Origin of the sequence: Gilliamella sp. B2785 (assembly GCF_026537005.1) — a bacterium.
Classification (GTDB): domain Bacteria; phylum Pseudomonadota; class Gammaproteobacteria; order Enterobacterales; family Orbaceae; genus Gilliamella; species Gilliamella apicola_E.
The window spans coordinates 28,412-50,989 of sequence record NZ_JAFNNC010000011.1 but is presented as its reverse complement, the minus strand read 5'-3'; the positions used below and the strand labels follow the sequence as shown (position 1 = coordinate 50,989).

The following is a 22,578-nucleotide window of genomic DNA, read 5'->3' as shown; positions in this document are numbered from 1 at the left end:
CCTTAGGTTTGACAAAATAAGTGACCCGACTAGGATTGAAATCACTACTATTTGGAATACCATAACGCGTTGTTAATGTACCATTTGTACTAGTTAATATAACCTCATAAGGCGCTTTACAAGGCCTTAACACTGTATTACGTGATACTGTTCTACTTCTTTCATCAACGAGAGATAACTCTAAAAAACCATTAACATTAATCTCACCATCACCGTCATCATCCCACCAATAATTATTGGGCGGACCAATAAGTTTTTTTAAAGCGATTAAATCGACATTCGTTGGAAAGATCATATCTATATCAGCAAAACTTTGACCTGCAACTGGTAACTCAATGGGGTTTGAAGATGATGAAGTATTGGTTTTAGCCGTGTACTGTTCTCCGTTAGAGAGTGTAATACCGAGCAAAACTTCAATATTAAGCGCTCTTGTTCTACCACCATCGAAAGTTAAATAAGGCGCATTACCCTGAATTATATTCGAGGTTTTAACGGTTAATGCATGGCTGGAATAAAAAGGTATTAGCAAAAAGCCGAGCGATAAAAAGATCTGTCGGCGTAATTTAGATCCGAGAGATGATCGACGAGATGATCGGAATGATGATCCAAATGATGATCGAAATAACGATCGGCGCAACGATCGACTACGCGATCTTAAATTTTCGTCGATTAATAAACTGGAATGAAAAAAAATAGGCTGGGAGTTTGAATTTGGCGAATTTAAATTATAGGTTGGCCAAGTTGCCTGTTGCCTGTTGCCTGTTGAAAATTATAGAACATATGCGACAATCCTGTCAAGTATATTTATGATTTATTTACTTTTTTATATTTTTTAGTTAAATTTTATCTGTCTAACTAATAATGATCCGGAAGTATAGTGACTGAAAAAATATGACGCAATAATTTTTTCATTTTAGATCGTTAATCTTTGTAAAGATCTTCAGAAAAAGATCTAAACATTTTTTTGTGAAATTATGTTTTAATTGATAAATATCAACTTTACAAATCCTTAAAAACTATAATCTTTAATTCAGGAAAATTTTATTTTATTGGAATAATTTATTGATTTTTAAGTGGAGTTTTAAACGCTAAAAACCCCACTCCTCACTTTTTTTTGTAAAAATCAGTAATTTTTTTAGCCGTTAATCAATTTGATGATTAACAGCTATTTATTAGTCAGTTGATTTTTTAGGTAAGATTAAATTTAATAAAATCGCTAAAATTCCACATAAGCTAATACCTTGTAGTGCATAAGATCCAAAATCAAAGATCATTCCGCCGATCCCAAAAACTAATACTAATGAGACAATACACATATTGCGCGATATAGAAAGATCGACTTTATGTTTGATCAATATATTAATACCAACTGATGCAATCGATCCGAATAAAAGCACCATAATTCCACCCATAACAACTGTTGGGATCGTACTTAAAAAAGCGCCGATCTTTCCGACAAATGACATGAAAATCGCCCAAATTGCCGCCCAAGTCATTACTCGTGTTTTGAAGTTACGGGTTAATGTGACCGCGCCAATAACTTCGGCATAAGTGATACAAGGTGGACCACCAAAGAAGCCTGCACTTGAGGTTGCTAATCCATCACCAAGCAATGTTCTTTGTAAGCCCGGATCTCGGGTATAATCTTTTCCGGTTACTGCGCTGATCGCCATAATATCACCAACATGCTCGATCGTCGGTGCAATTACAATTGGGATCATATATAAGATAGCTTGCCAGTGAAACTCTGGAAAGGTGAAATCTGGTACTTTAAACCATGGCGCATCAATAATGGGTTGAAAATTGACTATGCCCATTATGCAAGACAATGCGTATCCCACAACAATACCTGCAATGATCGGGACTAATCTAAAAAAGCCTTTGGCCCAAATTGCTACAATTAAGGTGGTTAATAGTGACGCCATTGAGATCAAAATTAATTGATAGTTTTCGGCGGGTATTCCACTGTCGGTTCCCATTGCCATTTTGACGGCTACCGGTGCAAGTGATAGACCGATAACCATTATGATCGGTCCAGTAACCACTGGCGGTAAAATGCGATCAATTACGTGCTTTCCGTTAATTTTGACCAAAAAGGCAAAAAACATAAACACAAAACCGGCTGCAACAAGTCCACCCAATGTTGCAGGAATTCCCCACTGTGCAACGCCAAAAGAGATCGGTGCAATAAAAGCAAAGGATGATGCTAAAAATACCGGGACTTTTCCTTTGGTGGTGAGTTGAAATAATAGTGTGCCCAATCCGGCTGTGAATAAAGCAACATTGGTATTTAAGCCGGTTAATAATGGCACAAGTACTAATGCACCAAATGCAACAAATAGCATTTGGGCGCCGGTAAAAATGTCTTGCCACGAGTGTTGTGATGCTTCATTATCGATATTTTTAGACACATTGTCCTCTCTTATTCCACTTAATGTTAATCATATCTATTTATAATCAAATAGTAGGCATAAAAAAACCGGTTAAAACCGGTCTAAAATTTGAGATTTTATTTAGTGCCGAATATTTTGTCTCCGGCGTCACCAAGTCCTGGTAAAATGTAGCCCTTTTCATTCAACCGTTCATCGATTGATGCGGTATAAAGTTCTACATCTGGGTGAGCTTGTTCTAATACTTTGATTCCTTCTGGCGCAGCAACTAATACAAGTACTTTGATATTTTTACATCCAGCTTTTTTAAGCAGATCAATAGTTGCAACCATTGAACCACCGGTAGCAAGCATTGGATCAACGACTAATGCCATTCGTTCTTCAATATCAGAAGTTAGTTTTTGGAAATAAGGGACTGGTTCAAGCGTTTCTTCGTTACGATAAAAACCAACAACACTAATTCTTGCACTAGGTATATGTTCTAAGACACCATCCATCATTCCTAAACCAGCACGTAAAATAGGCACAACGGTGATTTTTTTACCTTTGATTTGTTCTACTTCAACAGGTCCACACCAACCTTGAATTGTGACTTTTTCAGTCGGTAAATTGGCTGTCGCTTCATAAGTTAATAAGCTACCAACTTCACTAGCAAGGTCTCGGAAATCTTTTGTGCTAATATCGTGTTCACGCATTAAGCCGATTTTATGGCGAACTAGAGGGTGTTTTACTTCAACAATTTTCATGGGGGCCTCAGTGTTATTTTTCGATGATCTAATTAGTAGGTATAAATAACCACTGAGAGGTAATTATAGCAGAGTTATCAAATCATGAAAACCCGAAATCCCAATAAAGGCATTATTATTGATGATGTGAATACTCGCTTTTCATTTTTTATAAACTTTCACCTTCGAGATATTCAACTGGTAAATCGATAACTTTTTGCTCGACCTTTTCACCATTGATACGTTTTAGTAGTAATTCGGCAGCAATTTTGCCCATTTCGATTCTTGGGGTTTGGATTGAGGCTAGCTTGGGATTCATATATTGACCAATTTTATGACCATGGAATCCAACGATGGCTATTTGTTTCGGTATTTTAATACCAATACGTTGACATTCAAGTAGTACGCCTAGCGCCAAATCATCATTAGTACTAAATATACCATCGACACTTGGGTACTCTTTCAGTATTTGGTGTAAAAATCTTGCGCCTAGTTCATAGGATGAGGCTTCTTTGGTTGCTAATGTTTTAGGCGTTAATCCTGCCTCTTGCATGGCTTTTTCATAACCTTGCTGACGTATGATGCTTCGCTGATCTTGCCTTGCACTGAAGTAGACTATGTTGCGTCGCCCTTTCTCTATCATGTGATGAATCATATTTTTGGTGGCAGTAAAGTTATCAAAGCCAACAGCCATATCTATGCAAGGTGAGATACTGTCCATTATTTCAACTACTGGGACGCCAGATATTTCGATCATTTTGAGCGTAGCCGGATTGTGTATTCTTTCTGTTAATATGAGTCCATCGATGTTGTAAGAGAGTAATGAACGAACCCGTAGCTCTTCTTTATCCGCACTGTATCCAGTGTGGGTGATCATGGTTTGGTACCCTTTTACATCAGTAACCATTTCGATACCTTTTAAAATATCAGCAAAGACTTGGTTAGTTAATGAGGGTAATACCACGCCAATAGCATAACTTTTGGCATTCGATAGCATGTCAGGCGCTTTGTTTGGAATATAGCCTAATTTATCAATAGCCGATGAGATTTTTAACCGAAGTGATTCTGATACTAGGTTGGGATCTCGCAAAAAGCGACTGACTGTCATTTTGCTGATGCCGATTAAGTTGGCGATTTCTTGTAAGCCAGGGCGACGTTTTTTACTCATTGTTTATTTTCCGGTAATCTTGGTTGCCAATCGATTGGTGTTTTACCATGCTGTGTAATGATCGCATTTGCTTTTGAGAAGTGTTTACATCCAAAAAAGCCACGATGTGCAGATAATGGCGATGGGTGTACGGCGGTTAATACATGATGTTTTTGCCGATCAATAAATTGACCTTTTTTCTGAGCCGGCGAGCCCCAAAGTAAAAATACCACGCCTTCCAAATGTTTATCGATCGCAGCAATAACATGATCGGTAAAGGTTTCCCAACCTATTTTGGCATGAGAGTGGGCCTGACCAGCTTCAACCGTTAATACGTTGTTAAGTAGTAGTACGCCTTGAGTTGCCCAATAACCTAAGTAACCATGATTTGGAATAGTAAATCCGTCAATATCCGTTGAGAGTTCTTTATAGATGTTGAGTAGTGATGGCGGTGGTTTGATTCCCGGTAATACAGAAAAGGATAAACCATGAGCTTGGTTTGGGCCATGATAAGGGTCCTGCCCTAGAATTACTACTTTGATGTTATTAAATTCAGTGAAACGAAATGCATTAAACACATCGCGCTGAGGAGGATAAATGGTTTTACCTTCAGCGCGTTGTGTGGCAACAAATTGCATTATATGTTGAAAATAGGGCTTCTCTTTTTCAGAGCCAATAACATCGTTCCAGGTTAATTGATTACTCATATTTTGCCTTTACTAAAATTTTATACGGTACTGCATTAATAATAATTATACCTAAAAATAATAATAAACCTAATGCTAATCAATGCTGGATGATATTAAATAAACACTCTTAAATATTCAGTTAAACACAAAATTGCCATGGATTGACCATATGGCATCGATGTTAATGGGATTTGTTTGTAATATGCTAAGTCACTGCCCATTGCAGTGCCAAATGAAACATTGAGTAGTGTTCCGTTGTCATCTATGTTTGTTAATATTCCTTTAATTGCTTTTTCTGCCATTACGGTATATTCATCAGAGATATAACGTTTTCTTATCGATTTTAAAATACCATAGGCAAATCCCGCGGTTGCCGATGCTTCTAAGTAAGAATCTGGATCATCGATGATTGTGTGCCATAACCCATTTTCATTTTGGTATTTAGCCAATGCCTGAATTTGGGCATTGAGTACTTCAATTAGTAGTTTTCTAAATGGATCGTTTTGATCAAGATCAAGTAGTTCAATAAATTCGGGAATGACAATGGTTAACCAGCTGTTTCCCCTTGCCCATCTGGCTTTGGCAAAGTTATGGTTGCCATCAAAAGTCCATCCATGAAACCAAAGCCCAGTTTGGCGATCCATTAGATATTGGATGTGAATCAGTATTTGGTAAATGGCTTCTTGTATATATTCTGGTCTATTGAGTAATTTACCGATTTTGGCGATAGGTAATACACTCATCATGAGCGTGTCATCCCAAAGTTGTTGATGATTTTCATTGTTGTAGACAATATGTTGTAAACCGCCAAATTTCGTTCTTGGCATTTCATACATTACCCAGTCAGCCCAACGCTCTAAATATGGTAGAAAAACAGGGTTTTTGGTTTCTTCATATCGATAGGCTAACGTTAGAAATGGACAAACCGTATTCACATTTTTGGTTGGTGTTCCTTCTGATAAGCGCTGTGTAAACCAGTCGTCAATAATGTCGAGCGTCGGTTTGTCGCCTGTTTGTTGATAAAATTGATACATACCATAAAGTCCAATGCCATGAGTCCATTCCCAGCCATTCCAACCTTTAGTGTCTATTACACGTCCATCATCTAAGCGTAATAGAAATTCACCGGTTTCATCTTTGATATTAATTAGATTATTAATAATTTTATGTATCAGTTGTTTTAATTCAGAACGTGAAATTATATATTCAGGTTTACAAAGTAATTTGCTATGTTTTACAGGAAATATCTGCATTTTGTACCTCTACTAATCATTAAATTTGAATTCTTTTTTTATTTATTTTTATAACCTATATTGTTATTTCCCCAGAGCTGGGAAACCGGCATACCAGTTAACATTTCTACAACCGGTTTGCCTTCATCACTAATTCGTCTTTCAGAACTTGTTCCAATACCTTTTATGTTATTAATTTCATTGATTAAAATTTTGTGAGTGGTTAGATTTAATTTGAATTTCAACGAAATGAAAAATCCTAATGAGAGAACGAATATTGTTCCAATCACTAATAAGAATAAGATAGTTAGCGAGACTTGTTCAGGTTGCTGATTTTGGCCACTCACAAAGCCCGACCATTGTAAACATACACCAATCAACATTACTGCTCCCGCTTGTGAAGCTTTTCGGGTAAATGTCATTACGCCAGCAAAAATACCTTCTCGGCGTTTGCCGGTAATAATTTCATCAACATCTGAAATATAAGTGTAGATATTCCAAGGAACGTAGTTGATACCACCTCGACCTAATCCAGCTATTGCTGAGATGGTAACAAGTAAAGTGTGAATGTGACTTAAGTTGTAATACCAAATGATGCCATAAGAGAGGCAACTTAAGCCAAAGATGGTTACGACAGCTCGGTATGCCGGCGCTGGACCATATTTTATGCATAATGGCATCATACAAAGTACAGCAACAAATTGGGTGATAGACATAGTTCCAATTAGCATTGAAGCAACGGTTGGCTCTTGTAATAGAACGAAAATTACATAATAGGTAAAGACGGCGTTAAATACATCCTGAGCAATATATCCACCAAGATACATACCTAAATGCTGTCTGAAGATTTTTATTTTGAAGGTGGATAATAATTCGATAACCAAATGGCGGATACTTTCTTTAAATGATAATGAAGCAGCTAGTTGTTCTGCTTGTAAAGCCTCTTTCGATTTTAGTTCATTTGGTCTTTCCCATGTAAATAGGTATACCATGCAAAGGGCAAAAGAACATAGGATTGAGAAGACTAAACTTGCATAGAAGAATGATATTGCATTATCTTTACCAAAATAGTTGAGTAAAATCCCCGGTAAGAACCCGGCTAATATTGCCGATAATTGTGCCATTGAAATTCGTGCACCGGAAAATTTGGTTTTTTGTTTAAAATCATCGGTCATTTCAGGAACTAATGTTTCGTATGGAACCAGCACCATGGTGTAGACCATGTCAAAGAAGAGGTAGGTGATTAAGTAGTAGAGATAATTCATACCAGGTGCCCACATTACGCTATAGCTAAATATGAGTGGAATACCAAGTAAGATAAAGAATTTACGACGACCAAAACGTTTACCTAATCGAGTTCGGCCAAAGTTATCCGTTAAATAACCCATCAATGGGCTAATCACTGCATCAAGAACCCTTGCTGCCGCAAAAATAAATGTGGCTTCGATAGGCGTTAGTCCACAAAAATTTGTATAAAAATATAATAACCACACAGCAGTCAATGCTGTTGTTCCCGCACCTAAAAAATCACCAGCGCCATAAGCTAAGTAATTTTTTAAACCTATCACTCTCTTTTTCATATTTGCCCCACTCATTTTTCCTTATTTCAAAAAATAAATATCCTTTTCACATTCTTTAGCTAGTCTATGGTGGGTGCTTTTCTTAAACTTTAATATATATGCCAACTTTTTATAAAAATGGCAAAATTTTGAAAGTCGATGTGATTTTGTTCACATATATCTTATTTTTATAAAATAATTTTTATTTGGTAAAAAAATTTATGAAACAATGATTCAAATTTCAATCATTATTATGAGTATTTATGATGAAGATCCCAAAAGTAGCCATTTTATTAGCTGAAGGTTTTGAAGAAGCTGAAGCCATTATTATCTATAACGCACTTTGCCGAGTAAAAATAGCCGTTCATCTATTAGCCTGCCAAGATGATATTGAGGTTAAAAGTTACCATGGTATTGAGATGAGAGCTCATGCATTGCTTAAGGATAAACAAACAACGCTATACGATGCAGTGATTTTACCGGGTGGGCCAGATGGCACAGTTAATTTAGGCAATAATCCCAATGTGATTAATTTTATTAAACGCCACGATAAGGAAGATAAGTGGATTTGCCCGATTTGCTCGGCAGCAGCAAAAGTTTTGAGTAAGAATAAGCTATTAAATGGTCGGAAATATGTCTGTTCTGGTGATTTATATAAAAATGTTCAAGATGGGATCTTTGTTGATCAAGATGTTGTCTGTGACGGAAATCTTTTGAGTGGTAAAGGGCTGGGTATGGCATTTAAATTCGCTTTTACACTAGCAGAATCGTTAAAAATAGATAAAGATGAAGTTCACTTTCAAGCCGAACATATTTATATCCATTATTAACTCCCCAATATAATTGAAGTTTATACCTTATTAATTGCTAAAAAGCTAATCAACGGTAAAACTTATCAGATTAATAGCTTTTTTTGATTTTAATCAAATTTTTAAAGTGCTATATTAGTCTCAATAGTTTAGGACAATAACGTCCAGATCCATTAGGAGGATTTAAAATGATTACAGGTATCCAAATTACTAAAGCTGATAATAAAGCACTACTTAACTCATTCTGGTTATTAGATGATTCAACAAAAGAAGCTCGTTGTGTTGCTGCTAAATCAGTTTATAAAGAAGATCAAGTTGTCCCAACTGCTGAACTTGGTCAAATCGAATATCGTGAAATTCCATTAGATGTAGCACCAACAATTAAAGTTGAAGGTGGTCAACACTTAAATGTGAACGTTCTTCGTCGTGAGACTTTAGAAGACGCTGTTCAACATCCAGAAAAATATCCACAATTAACTATTCGTGTTTCTGGTTATGCTGTTCGTTTTAACTCGTTAACAGCTGAACAACAACGCGATGTTATTGCTCGTACTTTTACAACTAAAATCTAAGTTTCTTATTTGACAATAAGTTTCGCCCAGCTTTATGCTGGGTTTTTTTTAACTTTTAATTTAGGTTTTATTTCACCCAAGTTAACTACTGCGCCGGGTCAAATTTACATTTAATATTTACAGATACATTTAGTCTTGTTTGAGTGTCAAAAAAATAGCGAAGTAGGAAACCCTGCTTCGCTATTAAGTGATAATTGATTTTATCCAAAAAACTTTTTCACTTTATCAAAAAAGCTTTTTTCTTTTGGGCTGTGTTTTGAGTTTTTGTCCGCTTTGAAACTTTCACCCAATTCTTTTAGTAGCTCTTTTTGTTTGCCAGTTAAGTTTACTGGGGTTTCAACCACTACGTGGCAGTATAGATCACCTACTGCGCTACCGCGTAATGATTTAATTCCTTTTCCACGCAATCTGAACATTTTACCTGTTTGAGTTTCAGCTGGTATGGTTAAGCTGACTTTACCATTTAGTGTTGGTACTTCTACTTCACCACCAAGTGATGCTAAAACAATGTTAATTGGAATTTCACAATGTAAGTTTGTACCATCACGTTCAAAGATTGCATGTGGTTTTACTTGTACCTGAACGTATAAATCTCCGGCTGGGGCGCCATTAAGTCCCGCTTCACCTTCGCCTGAAAGTCGAATACGGTTTCCGGTATCCACGCCAGCAGGGATGGTAACAGATAGTGTTTTCGTTTTCTGAATACGTCCTTCACCATGACATTTTTTACATGGATTTTTAACAATTTTTCCACGACCGTGACAGGTTGGACACTCTTGCTGTACAGCAAAGAAGCCTTGTCGCATTTGTACAACACCAGCGCCATGACATGTATCACACGTTACGACATCAGATGATTTTTCTGTTCCTTGTCCATGACATACATCACAAGTTACCCATGTTGGTACTTTTATCTCTTTACTTACGCCACTTGCTGCTTCTTCTAGCGTTAATGAGATGTTGTATTGTAAATCATCGCCTCGTGACGCGGTTTGACCTCGTCCTCGTCCACCACCGAAGAAATCACTGAAGATATCATCAAATGCAGAACCTCCACCAAAACCACCAAATCCACCGAAGCCACCGCCTCCAGCACCACCTTGACCTTGTTCAAAAGCAGCATGTCCATACTGATCATAAGCGGCTTTCTTTTGTGGATCGGTTAAGATTTCATAAGCTTCTTTGACTTCTTTGAATTTCGCTTCAGCTTCTGCTTTATTATCCTGATTTTTATCCGGATGATATTTCATGGCTAGGCGTTTGTAGGCTTTTTTTATCTCAGCTTCAGTAGCACTTTTACTTACGCCTAATGTTTCATAATAATCTTTCTTCGCCATAATTAACCTTTAACTTTAATCATTATATAAACAACTAAACGGGCTTGAGTTACCTCGCGCCCGTTTAATGTTTTACATGTTTAAAACTCGTTGAAATAACTCATTAAAAAACATATTAGTTAATGCTTATTTTTTCTCATCATCAACTTCTTTGAAGTCCGCATCAACTACATCATCAGCAGAGTTTGCGCTATTTGCTTGGCTTGCAGATTGATCAGCTTGAGCTTGTTGTTGAGCTAACTCAAGTAATTTTTTTGAAGCTTCCATTAATGCATTAATTTTAGCTTCGATTTCTGCTTTATCTTCACCGCGTGCAGCATTTTCTAAATCACTCACGGCGCTTTCGATAGCGGTTTTGTCATCAGCTGATAATTGATCGCCAGCTTCAGTCACTTGTTTACGAGTTGAGTGAACAAGATGATCAGCTTGGTTACGAATTTGAGCTAATTCTTCAAATTTACGGTCAGCATCAGCATTTGCTTCTGCATCATTTACCATTTTTTGGATCTCTTCTTCACTTAATCCTGAAGATGCTTTAATGGTAATGTTTTGTTCACGACCAGTATTTTTATCTTTTGCTGATACATGCAATATACCATCAGCATCGATATCAAATGTTACTTCAATTTGTGGCATACCGCGTGGTGCAGCTTGAATTCCATCAAGGTTAAATTGACCTAATGATTTGTTATCACTTGCACGTTTACGTTCACCTTGTAACACATGAATGGTTACCGCAGATTGATTATCTTCAGCAGTTGAGAACACTTGACTATGTTTAGTTGGAATAGTTGTGTTTTTCTCAATCAAGGTAGTCATTACACCACCCATTGTTTCAATACCTAATGATAATGGTGTTACGTCAAGTAATAATACGTCTTTAACATCACCACCTAATACACCACCTTGTACCGCAGCACCTACTGCTACTGCTTCGTCAGGGTTAACGTCTTTACGTGGTTCTTTGCCAAAGAAGTCTGCAACGGCTTTTTGTACCATTGGCATACGTGTTTGACCACCAACTAAAATCACATCTTTAATATCAGAAACAGTAAGACCTGCATCTTTTAATGCTGTTTTAACTGGTTCCATTGAGCGTTTAACTAAATCTTCAACTAATGATTCAAGTTTAGCGCGAGTCACTTTGATATTTAAGTGTTTTGGTCCAGTTGCATCAGCAGTGATATATGGTAAGTTAATATCAGTTTGTTGTGCTGATGATAATTCAATTTTCGCTTTTTCAGCTGCTTCTTTTAGACGTTGCATTGCAAGTGGATCATTTTTAAGATCGAATCCTTGTTCACGTTTAAATTCATCAACTAAATAGTTAATTAAACGAGAGTCAAAGTCTTCACCACCTAAGTGAGTATCACCATTAGTTGCTAATACTTCGAATGTTTTTTCACCATCAACATCATCAATTTCGATAATTGAGATATCAAATGTACCACCACCAAGGTCATAAACTGCAATTGTGCGGTTACCGACATCTTTATCTAAACCATACGCTAATGCTGCTGCTGTTGGTTCGTTGATGATACGTTTAACATCTAAACCAGCAATACGACCAGCATCTTTAGTTGCTTGACGTTGTGCGTCATTAAAATAAGCAGGAACAGTAATTACTGCTTCAGTTACTGGCTCACCAAGATAATCTTCTGCTGTTTTTTTCATTTTCTTCAATACTTCAGCAGAAATTTGTGGTGGAGCAATTTTTTGGCCTTTAACATCAACCCATGCATCGCCATTGTCTGCTTTAACAATTTTATATGGCATGATGCCAACATCACGTTGTACTTCAGCGTCTTCATAACGACGACCGATTAAACGTTTAATCGCAAATAATGTATTTTGTGGATTGGTTACTGCTTGGCGTTTAGCTGGTTGACCAACTAGAATTTCGCCATCTTGTGTGTAAGCAATAATCGATGGGGTTGTGCGATCACCCTCGGCATTTTCTAATACTTTTGCTTGGCCGTTATCCATTACTGCAACACATGAATTTGTTGTACCTAAGTCGATACCAATAATTTTACCCATAATCGTTTCTCCTCAAACCTGTATTTTATTCTTTGTATATAAGTCTTAAATATTTAATTTCAAGTCCTTATTTTGACAAAGATATGTAATTGTTTTCACATAAATGGGAACAATATTTTTAATATCAAGGGGCAAAATAAATTATTTTTTCTTAAATCTTGATTATAGACCTCTCTACACTTATTATTGCCGCCTTTTTTATTATGAAAATTAATTTATAGGATCTTTATGGAACAAACTAAATTAGCAAACCCTGGTCCTCTCGGCTTAATGGGTTTTGGTATGACTACAATTTTATTAAATATTCATAACGCAGGTTTTTTTCCTGTCATGACGGCCATTGTGTCAATGGGTATTTTTTATGGAGGACTGGCACAGGTGATCGCTGGAATTTTAGAATTTCGTAAAGGTAATACTTTTGGTACTACAGCGTTTACTTCATATGGTTTCTTTTGGATCGCTCTTGTTGGTATTTGGTATTTACCGACATCACCAGCAACCGCTCCAACTGATGCAACTTTTGTGGGTATATTCCTGGCATTATGGGGAATTTTTACCGCATTTATGTTTATCGGTACTTTAAAAGGTAATCGAGTATTACAATTTGTTTTTGCAAGTTTAACTGTTTTATTTGCTTTATTAGCAATTGGTAACATTTGTGGTAACCATGACATCATTCATATTGCCGGTTTTGAGGGTATTATTTGCGGTGCCAGTGCTATTTATTTAGCGATGGCTGAAGTGCTTAATGAACAATATGGACGTACAATTTTACCAGTTGGTGCAAAATCTCAGCATTGATAAGAACATCACATCTACTAACAAAATTGGTAGATGTGATGTTTTTGAAAAGGAAAATAAAAAATCTAGCTTTTAATTTTTATTTGAATTTATCAATGATTTACATACATTTAAAAGAGACTGGGTATGTTTATTTATTATTTCTTCAGATAAATTATTATCTTTTGAGCTAAAAGCATTATTTATCATAATTTTACCACTGTTATCCATTGTTCCCGATGTCATCATAATGTAATTTGGAAATTGGATGTCCATTGTTCCTTGTTTAAAAACAATATTTTCTAAATGAATATTTGACTCTTCAGGTTTTAAATAAATCAATTCATCACCATTTCCAATGCTATCAATAAATATGAATTTTTTATTTTTCAATTGTTTTGCATAGCTTTCCAGCATCTTTAGGCCATATTGTCCATTATTACCATCATCATATAAAACAAAAGCAATCTTCTTCTTTTCTTTTTTATCTAATTTATTAATTAAATTGATAATTGTAATAATACTTGAAGAGTTACAAACAAAATTCTTTTGATTCGGAATGCCACTTTTGTATTTCAAAATAATAAAAAATAATAAAATAGTCGAAACAATAGACGATACGCCGGGAATACTAAAAAAACCCTGCGACTGAATTTTGGGTATGAACACCCAGTAATTTAATACCAATGAGGTGATGAATAAGAAAATAATTGGCGAAATACTTATAAAATAGCCTAATTTACTAAAGTGAGGCGTGAATGCATATTTTTTATTAAAATTAAAATTTTTAATACCAGTATCATAATAGGTACAAATGATTAATTCAGCTTGATCTAAATTACCAATATAAGCGTTGTAATAATTTTCATACCGTCTTGTTGCTAACTTTAATTTTGCTAATTTAGCATCAACTATATAGCCCAATTGAGTAAGTTCTTTAGATATCACTCTTAAAAAAGTGATTTTTTCTTTAGACGTAAATCTTTTGCCAAAAATGACACAGTATCTTAGTACAAGGTCTTTAAATTTATCCATTTTTAATAATTATTTTAATTTAGAAAAACTGTTAGTGCGATATTAGTCACACTAACAGCGAAACAAATAGATAATATTAAAATAATGATTATCAAATAATATTATCTATAGAAGATGTTAGTTTAATCAATAATCATCTTCATTTTGAGATTGGGAGAAATTAGCCATATTGCTAATCGCTTCTTGGATATTCTCATGTCCAGTTTCAACACACTCTTTTGCCAAATCAAGTAGTGATAATGAATCTCTATTACATACAGCATTAATTACCATTGGCAAGTTCATACCGGTAATGACGCGGACATTCATACCTAATTTTTCCCATTCTGGCAAACATCGCATTGATGCGTTATAAGGCGAGGCACCCAATAAATCAACAAAAATTAAGACACCTTGCCCTGAGTCTAGAGATTTTGAACAATCAAATAAATTATCTTTTAATTGTTCAATATCTTGTCCTGGATTGAGTGATAGTGATTCAAATTTATCTTGTTCTCCAACAATCATTGATACACTATCTTTAATCCCTTCAGCCATTTTGCCATGACTAACTAATAAAACACCTATCATATTTTCGATACCTATATTATTCAAACATCTTAATCGCTTCGTTTAATGTGACTTTTTTCAACGAAGGCGTCGCTTGAAAATAGATATCCATATTAGGGAAGCTGTTTTGTAAATCGATTAGTAAATCAAGTTGTTCTTTATTAATCGATACTTCTTTAATTATTGAAGTTGCTCCAGGTACTAGCGGTAAACCTCCAATATTAAGATTAGTTATTGGCACACCCGCTTTAATGATTTTATACATAACTTCTATATTTTTTGTTATCAAAATAACATTAAAATCATCATACTGGCGATCATTCCAATATCTTACCGCGCCATCTTCTTTTAATACTCTTATTTTGTGTCCTGTACTTGCCCCAGCACCTAATATAATATTTTTAGTAAATTCATCATTTGCTGAGTAATCATCGGCTACAAATAACGCATTTGCTCCAGCTGCTTTAGAGACATTAGTTGCAACTTGACCATGAATAAGGCGGCTATCTACACGCGCTAACACTACTTTTCCCATAATTTTACCTCTATATTTTTTTAATTTTATAAAATTCCAATGGCTGCTAATACACCAAGTATTATGGTTAATCCAACTAATGCTTGAGTTACTTTTAACCCTTTCTTAGAAAAATAGAAATATAATCCCATCACGACCATAAGAGGCAATACACCCGGTAGGATTTTATCCAACGTATCTTGGATGACAAATTCTTTACCGGATAAATTGAATTTCAAACTTGATGATACTTTTATGTAGTTAGCAGCTAAAATACCCATCATGAATAGGCCTAGAATGGATAAGCCTTCAATGACCATTTGCATTTTATTACCAACCACTTCGGTAGCTGCATTTCTACCCAATTTGAATCCTAACTGAGCAAAATAGTACCCAACAAAAAGTTGATAGATAACAAATGCAATGAAAGGAAATAAAGCACCAATTGCTAGGCCTTCTTGAGCCCAAGGAAGCGCAATTGCAATAAAGATATATTGCACTGTTCCAGAGTCGATTGCGTCACCTATTCCGGCTAAAGCCCCCATTAAACCAGCTTTTGTATTATAGAGAACGTCGTTATCAATGCTGATCGGTTTCTTTTGATAAACTTCATCTGCTCTTACAGCTTCTAGTGACGCCATAATTCCTGAAATTGTTCCGCCACCCCAGGTTAATTGAGTGTTAAAGAACAATAAGTGTCTTTGATAAGCTGCTGAAAGCTCACTTTTTGATTTATATAATTTTTTGAGAATTGGCATCAATCCCCACATTAAAGAAGCGGCTAGATAGCGGTCAAATGAGTGTGGGATTTCATTTGCATAATACCAACGTAACCATGCAATAGTGATATCTTTTTTAGTTATTGCTTCCGGTTTGAGATCAATACTTTCTTGTACGATTTCAGTCATTATAAATTCCTCTTTTTAATTTATTAATCAATTAAAGATTAATAATCGTCATCATCTACTTGGTTATTTGAATTACTTCTAGGTTGCTCAGCCGCAGAATTAACCGCTTCATTCTTTGCAAGGACAAAGATAAACGCAACAATAGCGCCGACAATTGCGTAGGTAACCATTGTGATATTCAGTGGTTTTGCAATTACGGCCATGAAGTAAGCTAATAAGAAGAAAATGATGTAATTTTTCTTACCGATAACATAAATAGTCAGAGCAATACCTACTGCTGCAAGACCACCACCAATTACATTAAGGACATGGAAAACAAGTCCACCAGCATTGGATTTAATGATATCTGCAATTATTGGCGCACCAAAATAGAGTGCGACAAACATAAATGGTAAAAAGAGTGCGACACTACAAATGATTGGTAAGATAATAATTGATAAAGTTAATCCCGAACTGTTAGCTTCGTCAGCATATCGTTCAGTTAATTTCATAATCATTGTATTGAGGAAAAATCTTAATTGGTATAAATACGATCCTAACAAACCAACAGGTACGGCTACCGCCACCGCAGCTGCTGGTTGCATATCGCCGAGTAATGCGACAGGTACAGCGACAGCAGTTGCAATTGCGGGTTCTGATGGCATTTGTCCGCCAGGAGAAAATACCCCCATATAAATTAACTGTATTGCTGCGGTTATTATCATCGCGTTTGAAATATCATTAAAGACTATTCCAACAATTAACCCCGTCATCATCGGTGAGAATCTGAGTGTTAATGTTGCTCCACCCAGCCCCCGAGACATTACCATTGCAACCCATATTGAAATAATGGTTGCTTGAAGAAACGTTACATGCATTTCTTGCATATATAAACTCCTAGATTTTTTTATAATGTTTAAAAAATTTTAAGAAACAATTGATTGTAATTCTTGCTTATTGACAAATTTCTCTACATCTTCGACACATTTCTCCCCCATACCTTGCAAACACTCAATGGCATAAGCGGATGTATGTGGAGTAACAAGAACTTTTGGGTGTTGAACTAAAGGATTATCGTTATATGAAGGCTCGACATACATTACGTCAGTTGCATGACCAGCGACAATACCTTCATTTAATGCGTGTAATAGTGCATTTTCATCAATCAATTCAGCTCGAGCAGTATTGGTAATGTAAACGCCTTTTTTCATTAAATAAAATTGGTGATCTTTTAAGATATGATAACTAGTTTCATTTAATGAAGCATTTAGAGAAATGATATCCGCATGTTTTAGTAAATACTCTAAATCAACAATTTCAATATTATGTTGATTAGCCCATTGTTTATTTACGTTTGGATCTACAACAAGTAAGCGCGCATTAAACCCGTGTTTAAAAATTTCTGCCACACGACTTCCAATATTCCCACAACCAATAACGCCAACAACTTTACCCGTAACATTGATACCCAAAAAAGAGGCTCTTTTTTTCCAATCATTTGATTTCACTGCAGCTTGTGACTGAACTGTTTGCCTAATTAATGCAAGTAAATTAGTCACTGCATTTTCGGCTACAGCATCTCGCTCCACTAGAGGCGGTACAATTGTTACAATCGTTCCATGTTCCCTTGCAGCAACAACATCAACATTATTAAAACCTATTCCATGACGAGAAATTAAAAACAAAGGGTCTTTTTTATTATCAAAAAAATCTTTGTTAAAAAAAGGTCTAACACTAGCAATAAAAATATTGAAACCTTCTAAAGCCTTTGCTAATTCCTTCCCTGGTATATCATTATCAAAAGTAAAATGCTTTACTTCACCAATTTTTTCTAATCGTTTTAAATGATCTGGAAAATACTTTCCAAAACTACTTGAGTTAATTATCGCAATTTTATAATTATCCACTCCATACTCCTAATTTATAAAAGATAAACGTTATTGCTTTTTTATAAAAAATTAACGCTCATAAACCTCTTTTTAACTTAAATGTGACAGGTAACATTGATTATAATTAAAATGATTTAAAAAAAAATGAATTTAGATCACATATTTAAGAAATATTATAAAAATCGGCTTTGATAAGGGGATATTTATTTTCTATCAGAAAATATACTAATAATGCTGGAGGACTTTAAGAATATAGCTTTAGGAATGTAGCATTAACGAGTTCAAGACATAAAAAAAGGGCAATCATGCCCTTTATAAAATTTAAGATTGCTATTTTTTATAAGCATCATTATGTACACCAACTGCTGCACGGCCTGACGGATCATTTAGATTTTTAAATGATTCATCCCATTCAATTGCTTTTGCAGTTGAACAAGCAACGGTAGGACCACCTGGTACACAGTGTGCTGCACTTTCAACAGGGAATAATTCGTCAAAAATCTCACGATACATATACGCTTCTTTTGATGTTGGCGTATTGTATGGGAAACGGAATTTTGCATTTTCTAGCTGTTGATCCGTAATTTTGCTTTCAGCAATTTCTTTTAAGGTATCGATCCAACTGTAGCCTACACCGTCAGAGAATTGTTCTTTTTGACGCCATACCACTGAAGCTGGTAAGTAAGATTCAAATGCTTCACGAACAATGTGTTTTTCCATTTTACCGTTACTACCACACATTTTATCTTTCGGATTAATACGCATTGCCACATCTAAGAATTTTTTATCCAAGAAAGGTACACGCGCTTCAACGCCCCATGCAGCCATTGCTTTATTAGCACGTGCACAGTCATACATATGTAACGCGGCTAATTTTCGGACAGTTTCTTCATGGAACTCTTTGGCATTTGGCGCTTTGTGGAAATAGAGGTAACCACCAAACACTTCATCAGCACCTTCACCTGATAGGACCATTTTGATGCCCATTGCTTTAATTTTTCTTGCCATTAAATACATTGGGGTTGAGGCACGAATCGTTGTTACATCATACGTTTCGATAAAATAAATAACATCACGGATTGCATCAATACCTTCTTGAATGGTGAAGTTAATTTCGTGGTGAACAGTACCTAGATGATCAGCAACTGCTTGTGCAGCCTTAAGATCTGGGGCACCTTTTAAACCAACCGCAAATGAGTGCAATTGTGGCCACCATGCTTCTGATTTTTCATGATCTTCAACGCGACGAGCAGAAAACTTTTTAGTAATTGCTGAAATAACAGAAGAATCAAGTCCACCAGATAATAAAACGCCATAAGGAACATCTGACATAAGATGACTTTTTACAGACTCTTCTAGTGCAACACGAAGTTCATTGATATCTGTCTTATTATCTTTGACGTTATCATATTCCATCCAATCACGTTTGTAATAGGTTTTAATTTTACCTTCTGTACTTGATAAGTAACTTCCAGGAGGAAAAGCCTCAATCGTTTTACAAACCGGAACCAATGCTTTCATTTCAGACGCAACGTAAAACGTGCCGTTTTCATCATGTCCCATATACATCGGAATGATACCGATATGATCACGACCAATAAAATAGGTGCCTTTATTAATATCATAAAGAATAAACGCAAACATACCTTGTAAGTCATCAAGACAGTGTATACCTTTTTCTTGATATAAAGCTAAGATCACTTCACAATCAGAGCCTGTTTGGAATTCATAACGATCTTTGTACTGATTTCGGAGTTCTTGATGATTATAAATTTCGCCATTAACCGCTAAAACTAATGTTTTATCTTTATTATAAAGCGGTTGAGATCCAGTATTAACATCTACAATTGATAGACGTTCATGAGCTAAAATCGCTTTATCAGAAGCAAAAATACCAGACCAATCAGGGCCACGATGACGTTGCAGGCTTGATAGCTCTAATGCTTTTGTTCGTAGCTGTTCCGGATCTGATTTAATATCAAGAATACCTAAAATCGAACACATTGAATTTCTCCATTTAAAATCGCTATAGCGATACTATTTACTAATAAAATTTATTTTAAATATTATTGCAAGCAAATCACAAAAATAACAGGATACACATTATTGATTAACAATTAAAGTACAATATCGTTATACTTTTCCTATAATAAAGATTGCTTTTATTTTTTTATCCACTGCCCTTGCTGTTTGATGTATTGACCAGCAGGCGTTTTTTCTTGAGCTTTACTTCCTGCTTTGTTTTGAACTTCAACTAGTGGCACGTTACTTTCAGCTGATACTTTTTGGTACTCTTGTTTACGAGCCTGATTAATTAATTGGGCAATTTCGCTTGCATTACCTTCATTTTTTACAACGCCTAAATAACCATCGGTTTGTTCTCCAACTAAACCATTTGCTTTTGCTTGAGGTAGTGAATTAATCGCTTGATCTAAATTTAAAGCAAAAACTGGCATAGCTAATAAGATTGATAATAATGCTACTATCGCTTTTTTATTCATAACAGACTCCTTATTAAATACATCATATTAAGATGAATTAAATATGTAAAAACGGTTGAAATTTTAATGTTTTGCTATAAAAGTCGTGTTTATGCACTCATTAATATTAATATAAACCTGATTTATTAATAATATTATCTAGCGCTTTGTCCACTTTGATATTAATTTCGTGATCAATCTTAACGTTCAAATTGATATTAATTGGTTCATTTGGTGCTTGCACTTTAACCGTTGGCGTACAACCCATTAGTACAGCACTACACACTATAATTGTAATAATAGTTTTAATCATAGAATAACCTCTTATCTATCAAGATTTCCTTTTTAAATACGCTTCAATACGTTTACGAATAGGTTCGTTAATTTCATCGGAAAGTTGTAAACTTATTAATAGTTTTGCAATATTCTCTTCAAGATTTATATTCAAATTCACCGCTTTACCATTTTCAACATCACGGTTATTACCTTGAATATTTAGTCCTAATTTAGCAATTTCATTTTGATAACTCACCATACCCGACAACTTAGTATAATGAAAATTTTTGATTATATCAGTGAGAATTTTCATATTCGGGTTAGCTTGAGCATAATTTTTCAGTGCCGTATTTTCAAACTGTAAATATCCTTCATTAACCGTAACTAACTGGCCGTTTTTTATGACGACTTCATTAAAAGCTGTCCCTTTTTTACTGGACGGTAATAATGTTATTGGCAACGTGCCATCAATTGCCCCATCTCCAGCTAAACCATCAGCAGGATATTTAGCCAAGATATCTTTCAATTGTATCTTTTTTAGCCTTAAATTAAATTGTTGGGGTAATTTAGCTAAATTCAATTGTCCCTTATCAAGAAAAACTGAGCCAGAAAAAATAGCGGCTTGCGCTTTCGTCCATTTCACTAACCCTTTACTCGGTGCATTTAGCGATGCTGAATAACTACCTGCTAATCTAATCTTCTCGAAATTAACACCAATATTAACTTGTTGAATAGTTAATGCGGGCGTTGAAATAGTAAATTGATTGTTATTAAATGAAATGTCGATGTTGCCAACTGCGGATTTAAATTCACTCGCTTTAAATATGCCATCAAATTTATTAATTGTTAATGTTGATTTTGCATTAATTTGTTTCGATTCAAGCGAAATAGGTATTGTTACTTCAAAGGTCAGCTTTCCTACTAATGGTTTAACAATTAAGTCATCTGAAAATTTCGCTTTTTCAATATTAAATAAAGCGTTGTCTGAACTCTTTAAAATAACTTTATCGCTAGTTAAAACCCCAGTAAATGGTAAAGTCAGATTACCTTTTTCTATTCCAAATTGATTCAAGGAAGTCGTCAAGACCCCCTCTTTGATTTCGAAGCAAGAATTTAACTGATCAAACGAAAGGTTAGCAGTTAATGTGTGTTGATTATTACTTGATAGATTAAGTTGTATTGTATTTTGCTCTTTAGTGGCCTGAACCTTCAGGTTAACTAACTCTTTTTTCTGTTGATAAAATGTTAAAGAGTCGACATTGATATTATTTGGAAGCCAATAAATGATAGTCGATACAGTGGAAGAATTAGGAGAAGATTGATTGAGCTCTTGTGTATCTGTCACCTTTGGCAAGCCTGATTTATCAGTTGAATCGGACCAGTAAATATCAATACTTTTTGCCGTAAAGGTTGACAACGATAGTTTGACATTGCTCGCTTTTAACGATAATTGTGGCTGTTGTGAAATAGTTAGTTCATCAAAAGATAATCCGCTGAGGCCGATATCAATACCTTGCCAATCTATAGAAAGATTATGTTCATCCTTGAATGATAACCAATATCGCCAACCATATAAGCTTAATATCACTATTATGAGTAATATAAGAGATGGAATCCAATAACGTTTTTTTAAGCGAGCCATAATAAACTCTCAACAAGTGGATCGCC

22 protein-coding genes are annotated in these 22,578 nt (G+C 35.2%); 3 read left to right on the top strand and 19 right to left on the bottom strand.

Features of this window, described 5'->3' with window-relative positions:
- The 7 genes from J3U24_RS11180 to J3U24_RS11150 form a co-directional block, all read right to left on the bottom strand.
- A partial coding sequence (locus J3U24_RS11180) for a hypothetical protein (RefSeq protein WP_267347000.1) occupies positions 1 to 637 on the bottom strand: 637 nt, incomplete at its 3' end.
- Positions 638 to 1,172: 535 nt separating this feature from the next.
- A complete protein-coding gene (locus J3U24_RS11175) occupies positions 1,173 to 2,411 on the bottom strand; it encodes a uracil-xanthine permease family protein (RefSeq protein ID WP_065733567.1) in 1,239 nt (412 codons plus the stop codon).
- Positions 2,412 to 2,509: 98 nt separating this feature from the next.
- Entirely contained in the window at positions 2,510 to 3,136 is a 627-nt protein-coding gene (upp, locus tag J3U24_RS11170) for a uracil phosphoribosyltransferase (protein ID WP_065563803.1), read from the bottom strand.
- A gap of 148 nt (positions 3,137 to 3,284) precedes the next feature.
- Complete coding sequence (gene gntR, locus J3U24_RS11165) at positions 3,285 to 4,283, bottom strand: gluconate operon transcriptional repressor GntR (protein WP_065733566.1); 999 nt, start codon at positions 4,281 to 4,283, stop codon at positions 3,285 to 3,287.
- A complete protein-coding gene (gene ung, locus J3U24_RS11160; protein ID WP_065733565.1) occupies positions 4,280 to 4,969 on the bottom strand; it encodes a uracil-DNA glycosylase in 690 nt (229 codons plus the stop codon). The genes gntR and ung overlap by 4 nt, the downstream gene beginning before the upstream one ends.
- A 95-nt stretch (positions 4,970 to 5,064) precedes the next feature.
- Positions 5,065 to 6,204, bottom strand: coding sequence for a glycoside hydrolase family 88/105 protein (locus tag J3U24_RS11155; protein WP_065563806.1), 1,140 nt, complete (start codon positions 6,202 to 6,204; stop codon positions 5,065 to 5,067).
- Between the two features lie 38 nt (positions 6,205 to 6,242).
- A complete protein-coding gene (locus J3U24_RS11150; protein WP_267331102.1) occupies positions 6,243 to 7,763 on the bottom strand; it encodes an MFS transporter in 1,521 nt (506 codons plus the stop codon).
- Positions 7,764 to 8,005: 242 nt separating this feature from the next.
- Between J3U24_RS11150 and J3U24_RS11145 the strand changes: the two genes are divergently transcribed.
- Complete coding sequence (locus J3U24_RS11145) at positions 8,006 to 8,572, top strand: DJ-1/PfpI family protein (RefSeq protein ID WP_267337763.1); 567 nt, start codon at positions 8,006 to 8,008, stop codon at positions 8,570 to 8,572.
- A 167-nt stretch (positions 8,573 to 8,739) separates the two neighbouring features.
- On the top strand, positions 8,740 to 9,123 hold the full coding sequence (gene grcA, locus J3U24_RS11140; RefSeq protein ID WP_065563808.1) for an autonomous glycyl radical cofactor GrcA: 384 nt from the start codon (positions 8,740 to 8,742) through the stop codon (positions 9,121 to 9,123).
- A 200-nt stretch (positions 9,124 to 9,323) separates the two neighbouring features.
- Here grcA and dnaJ read toward each other — a convergent pair whose 3' ends face one another.
- Complete coding sequence (gene dnaJ / locus J3U24_RS11135; protein WP_065563809.1) at positions 9,324 to 10,460, bottom strand: molecular chaperone DnaJ; 1,137 nt, start codon at positions 10,458 to 10,460, stop codon at positions 9,324 to 9,326.
- 126 nt (positions 10,461 to 10,586) lie between these two features.
- Positions 10,587 to 12,500 (bottom strand): molecular chaperone DnaK, encoded by a 1,914-nt coding sequence (gene dnaK, locus J3U24_RS11130; protein ID WP_267331099.1) that lies wholly within the window; start codon positions 12,498 to 12,500, stop codon positions 10,587 to 10,589.
- A gap of 228 nt (positions 12,501 to 12,728) precedes the next feature.
- Here dnaK and satP point away from each other — a divergent pair, with 228 nt between their 5' ends.
- A complete protein-coding gene (gene satP / locus J3U24_RS11125; RefSeq protein ID WP_065733562.1) occupies positions 12,729 to 13,301 on the top strand; it encodes an acetate uptake transporter in 573 nt (190 codons plus the stop codon).
- A 72-nt stretch (positions 13,302 to 13,373) separates the two neighbouring features.
- On the opposite strand, the gene J3U24_RS11120 is transcribed toward satP, so the two are convergent.
- From J3U24_RS11120 to J3U24_RS11075, 10 genes are all read right to left on the bottom strand, one after another.
- Positions 13,374 to 14,315 (bottom strand): hypothetical protein, encoded by a 942-nt coding sequence (locus J3U24_RS11120; protein ID WP_267337762.1) that lies wholly within the window; start codon positions 14,313 to 14,315, stop codon positions 13,374 to 13,376.
- Positions 14,316 to 14,441: 126 nt separating this feature from the next.
- The gene (locus J3U24_RS11115; RefSeq protein WP_065733560.1) at positions 14,442 to 14,885 is read right to left on the bottom strand and encodes a PTS sugar transporter subunit IIA; all 444 of its coding nucleotides are present in this window, start codon (positions 14,883 to 14,885) and stop codon (positions 14,442 to 14,444) included.
- A 16-nt stretch (positions 14,886 to 14,901) separates the two neighbouring features.
- Positions 14,902 to 15,399 carry a PTS system mannose/fructose/N-acetylgalactosamine-transporter subunit IIB gene (locus J3U24_RS11110; RefSeq protein WP_065563814.1) on the bottom strand — a complete coding sequence of 166 codons (498 nt, stop codon included), beginning with the start codon at positions 15,397 to 15,399 and terminating at the stop codon, positions 14,902 to 14,904.
- 26 nt (positions 15,400 to 15,425) lie between these two features.
- Entirely contained in the window at positions 15,426 to 16,286 is an 861-nt protein-coding gene (locus tag J3U24_RS11105) for a PTS system mannose/fructose/sorbose family transporter subunit IID (protein ID WP_065563815.1), read from the bottom strand.
- Between the two features lie 38 nt (positions 16,287 to 16,324).
- Positions 16,325 to 17,143, bottom strand: coding sequence for a PTS mannose/fructose/sorbose/N-acetylgalactosamine transporter subunit IIC (locus J3U24_RS11100; protein WP_416380420.1), 819 nt, complete (start codon positions 17,141 to 17,143; stop codon positions 16,325 to 16,327).
- 48 nt (positions 17,144 to 17,191) lie between these two features.
- Positions 17,192 to 18,172, bottom strand: coding sequence for a D-isomer specific 2-hydroxyacid dehydrogenase family protein (locus tag J3U24_RS11095; RefSeq protein WP_267337760.1), 981 nt, complete (start codon positions 18,170 to 18,172; stop codon positions 17,192 to 17,194).
- Between the two features lie 312 nt (positions 18,173 to 18,484).
- A complete protein-coding gene (gene asnB, locus J3U24_RS11090; protein ID WP_267337759.1) occupies positions 18,485 to 20,158 on the bottom strand; it encodes an asparagine synthase B in 1,674 nt (557 codons plus the stop codon).
- 158 nt (positions 20,159 to 20,316) lie between these two features.
- Complete coding sequence (locus J3U24_RS11085) at positions 20,317 to 20,655, bottom strand: YdbL family protein (protein WP_267337758.1); 339 nt, start codon at positions 20,653 to 20,655, stop codon at positions 20,317 to 20,319.
- Between the two features lie 106 nt (positions 20,656 to 20,761).
- Positions 20,762 to 20,947: a YnbE family lipoprotein gene (locus J3U24_RS11080; protein WP_065563820.1), complete on the bottom strand. Its 186-nt coding sequence runs from the start codon at positions 20,945 to 20,947 to the stop codon at positions 20,762 to 20,764.
- An 18-nt stretch (positions 20,948 to 20,965) separates the two neighbouring features.
- Positions 20,966 to 22,552 carry an intermembrane phospholipid transport protein YdbH family protein gene (locus J3U24_RS11075; RefSeq protein ID WP_267337757.1) on the bottom strand — a complete coding sequence of 529 codons (1,587 nt, stop codon included), beginning with the start codon at positions 22,550 to 22,552 and terminating at the stop codon, positions 20,966 to 20,968.
- Between the last annotated feature and the right edge of the window lie 26 nt (positions 22,553 to 22,578).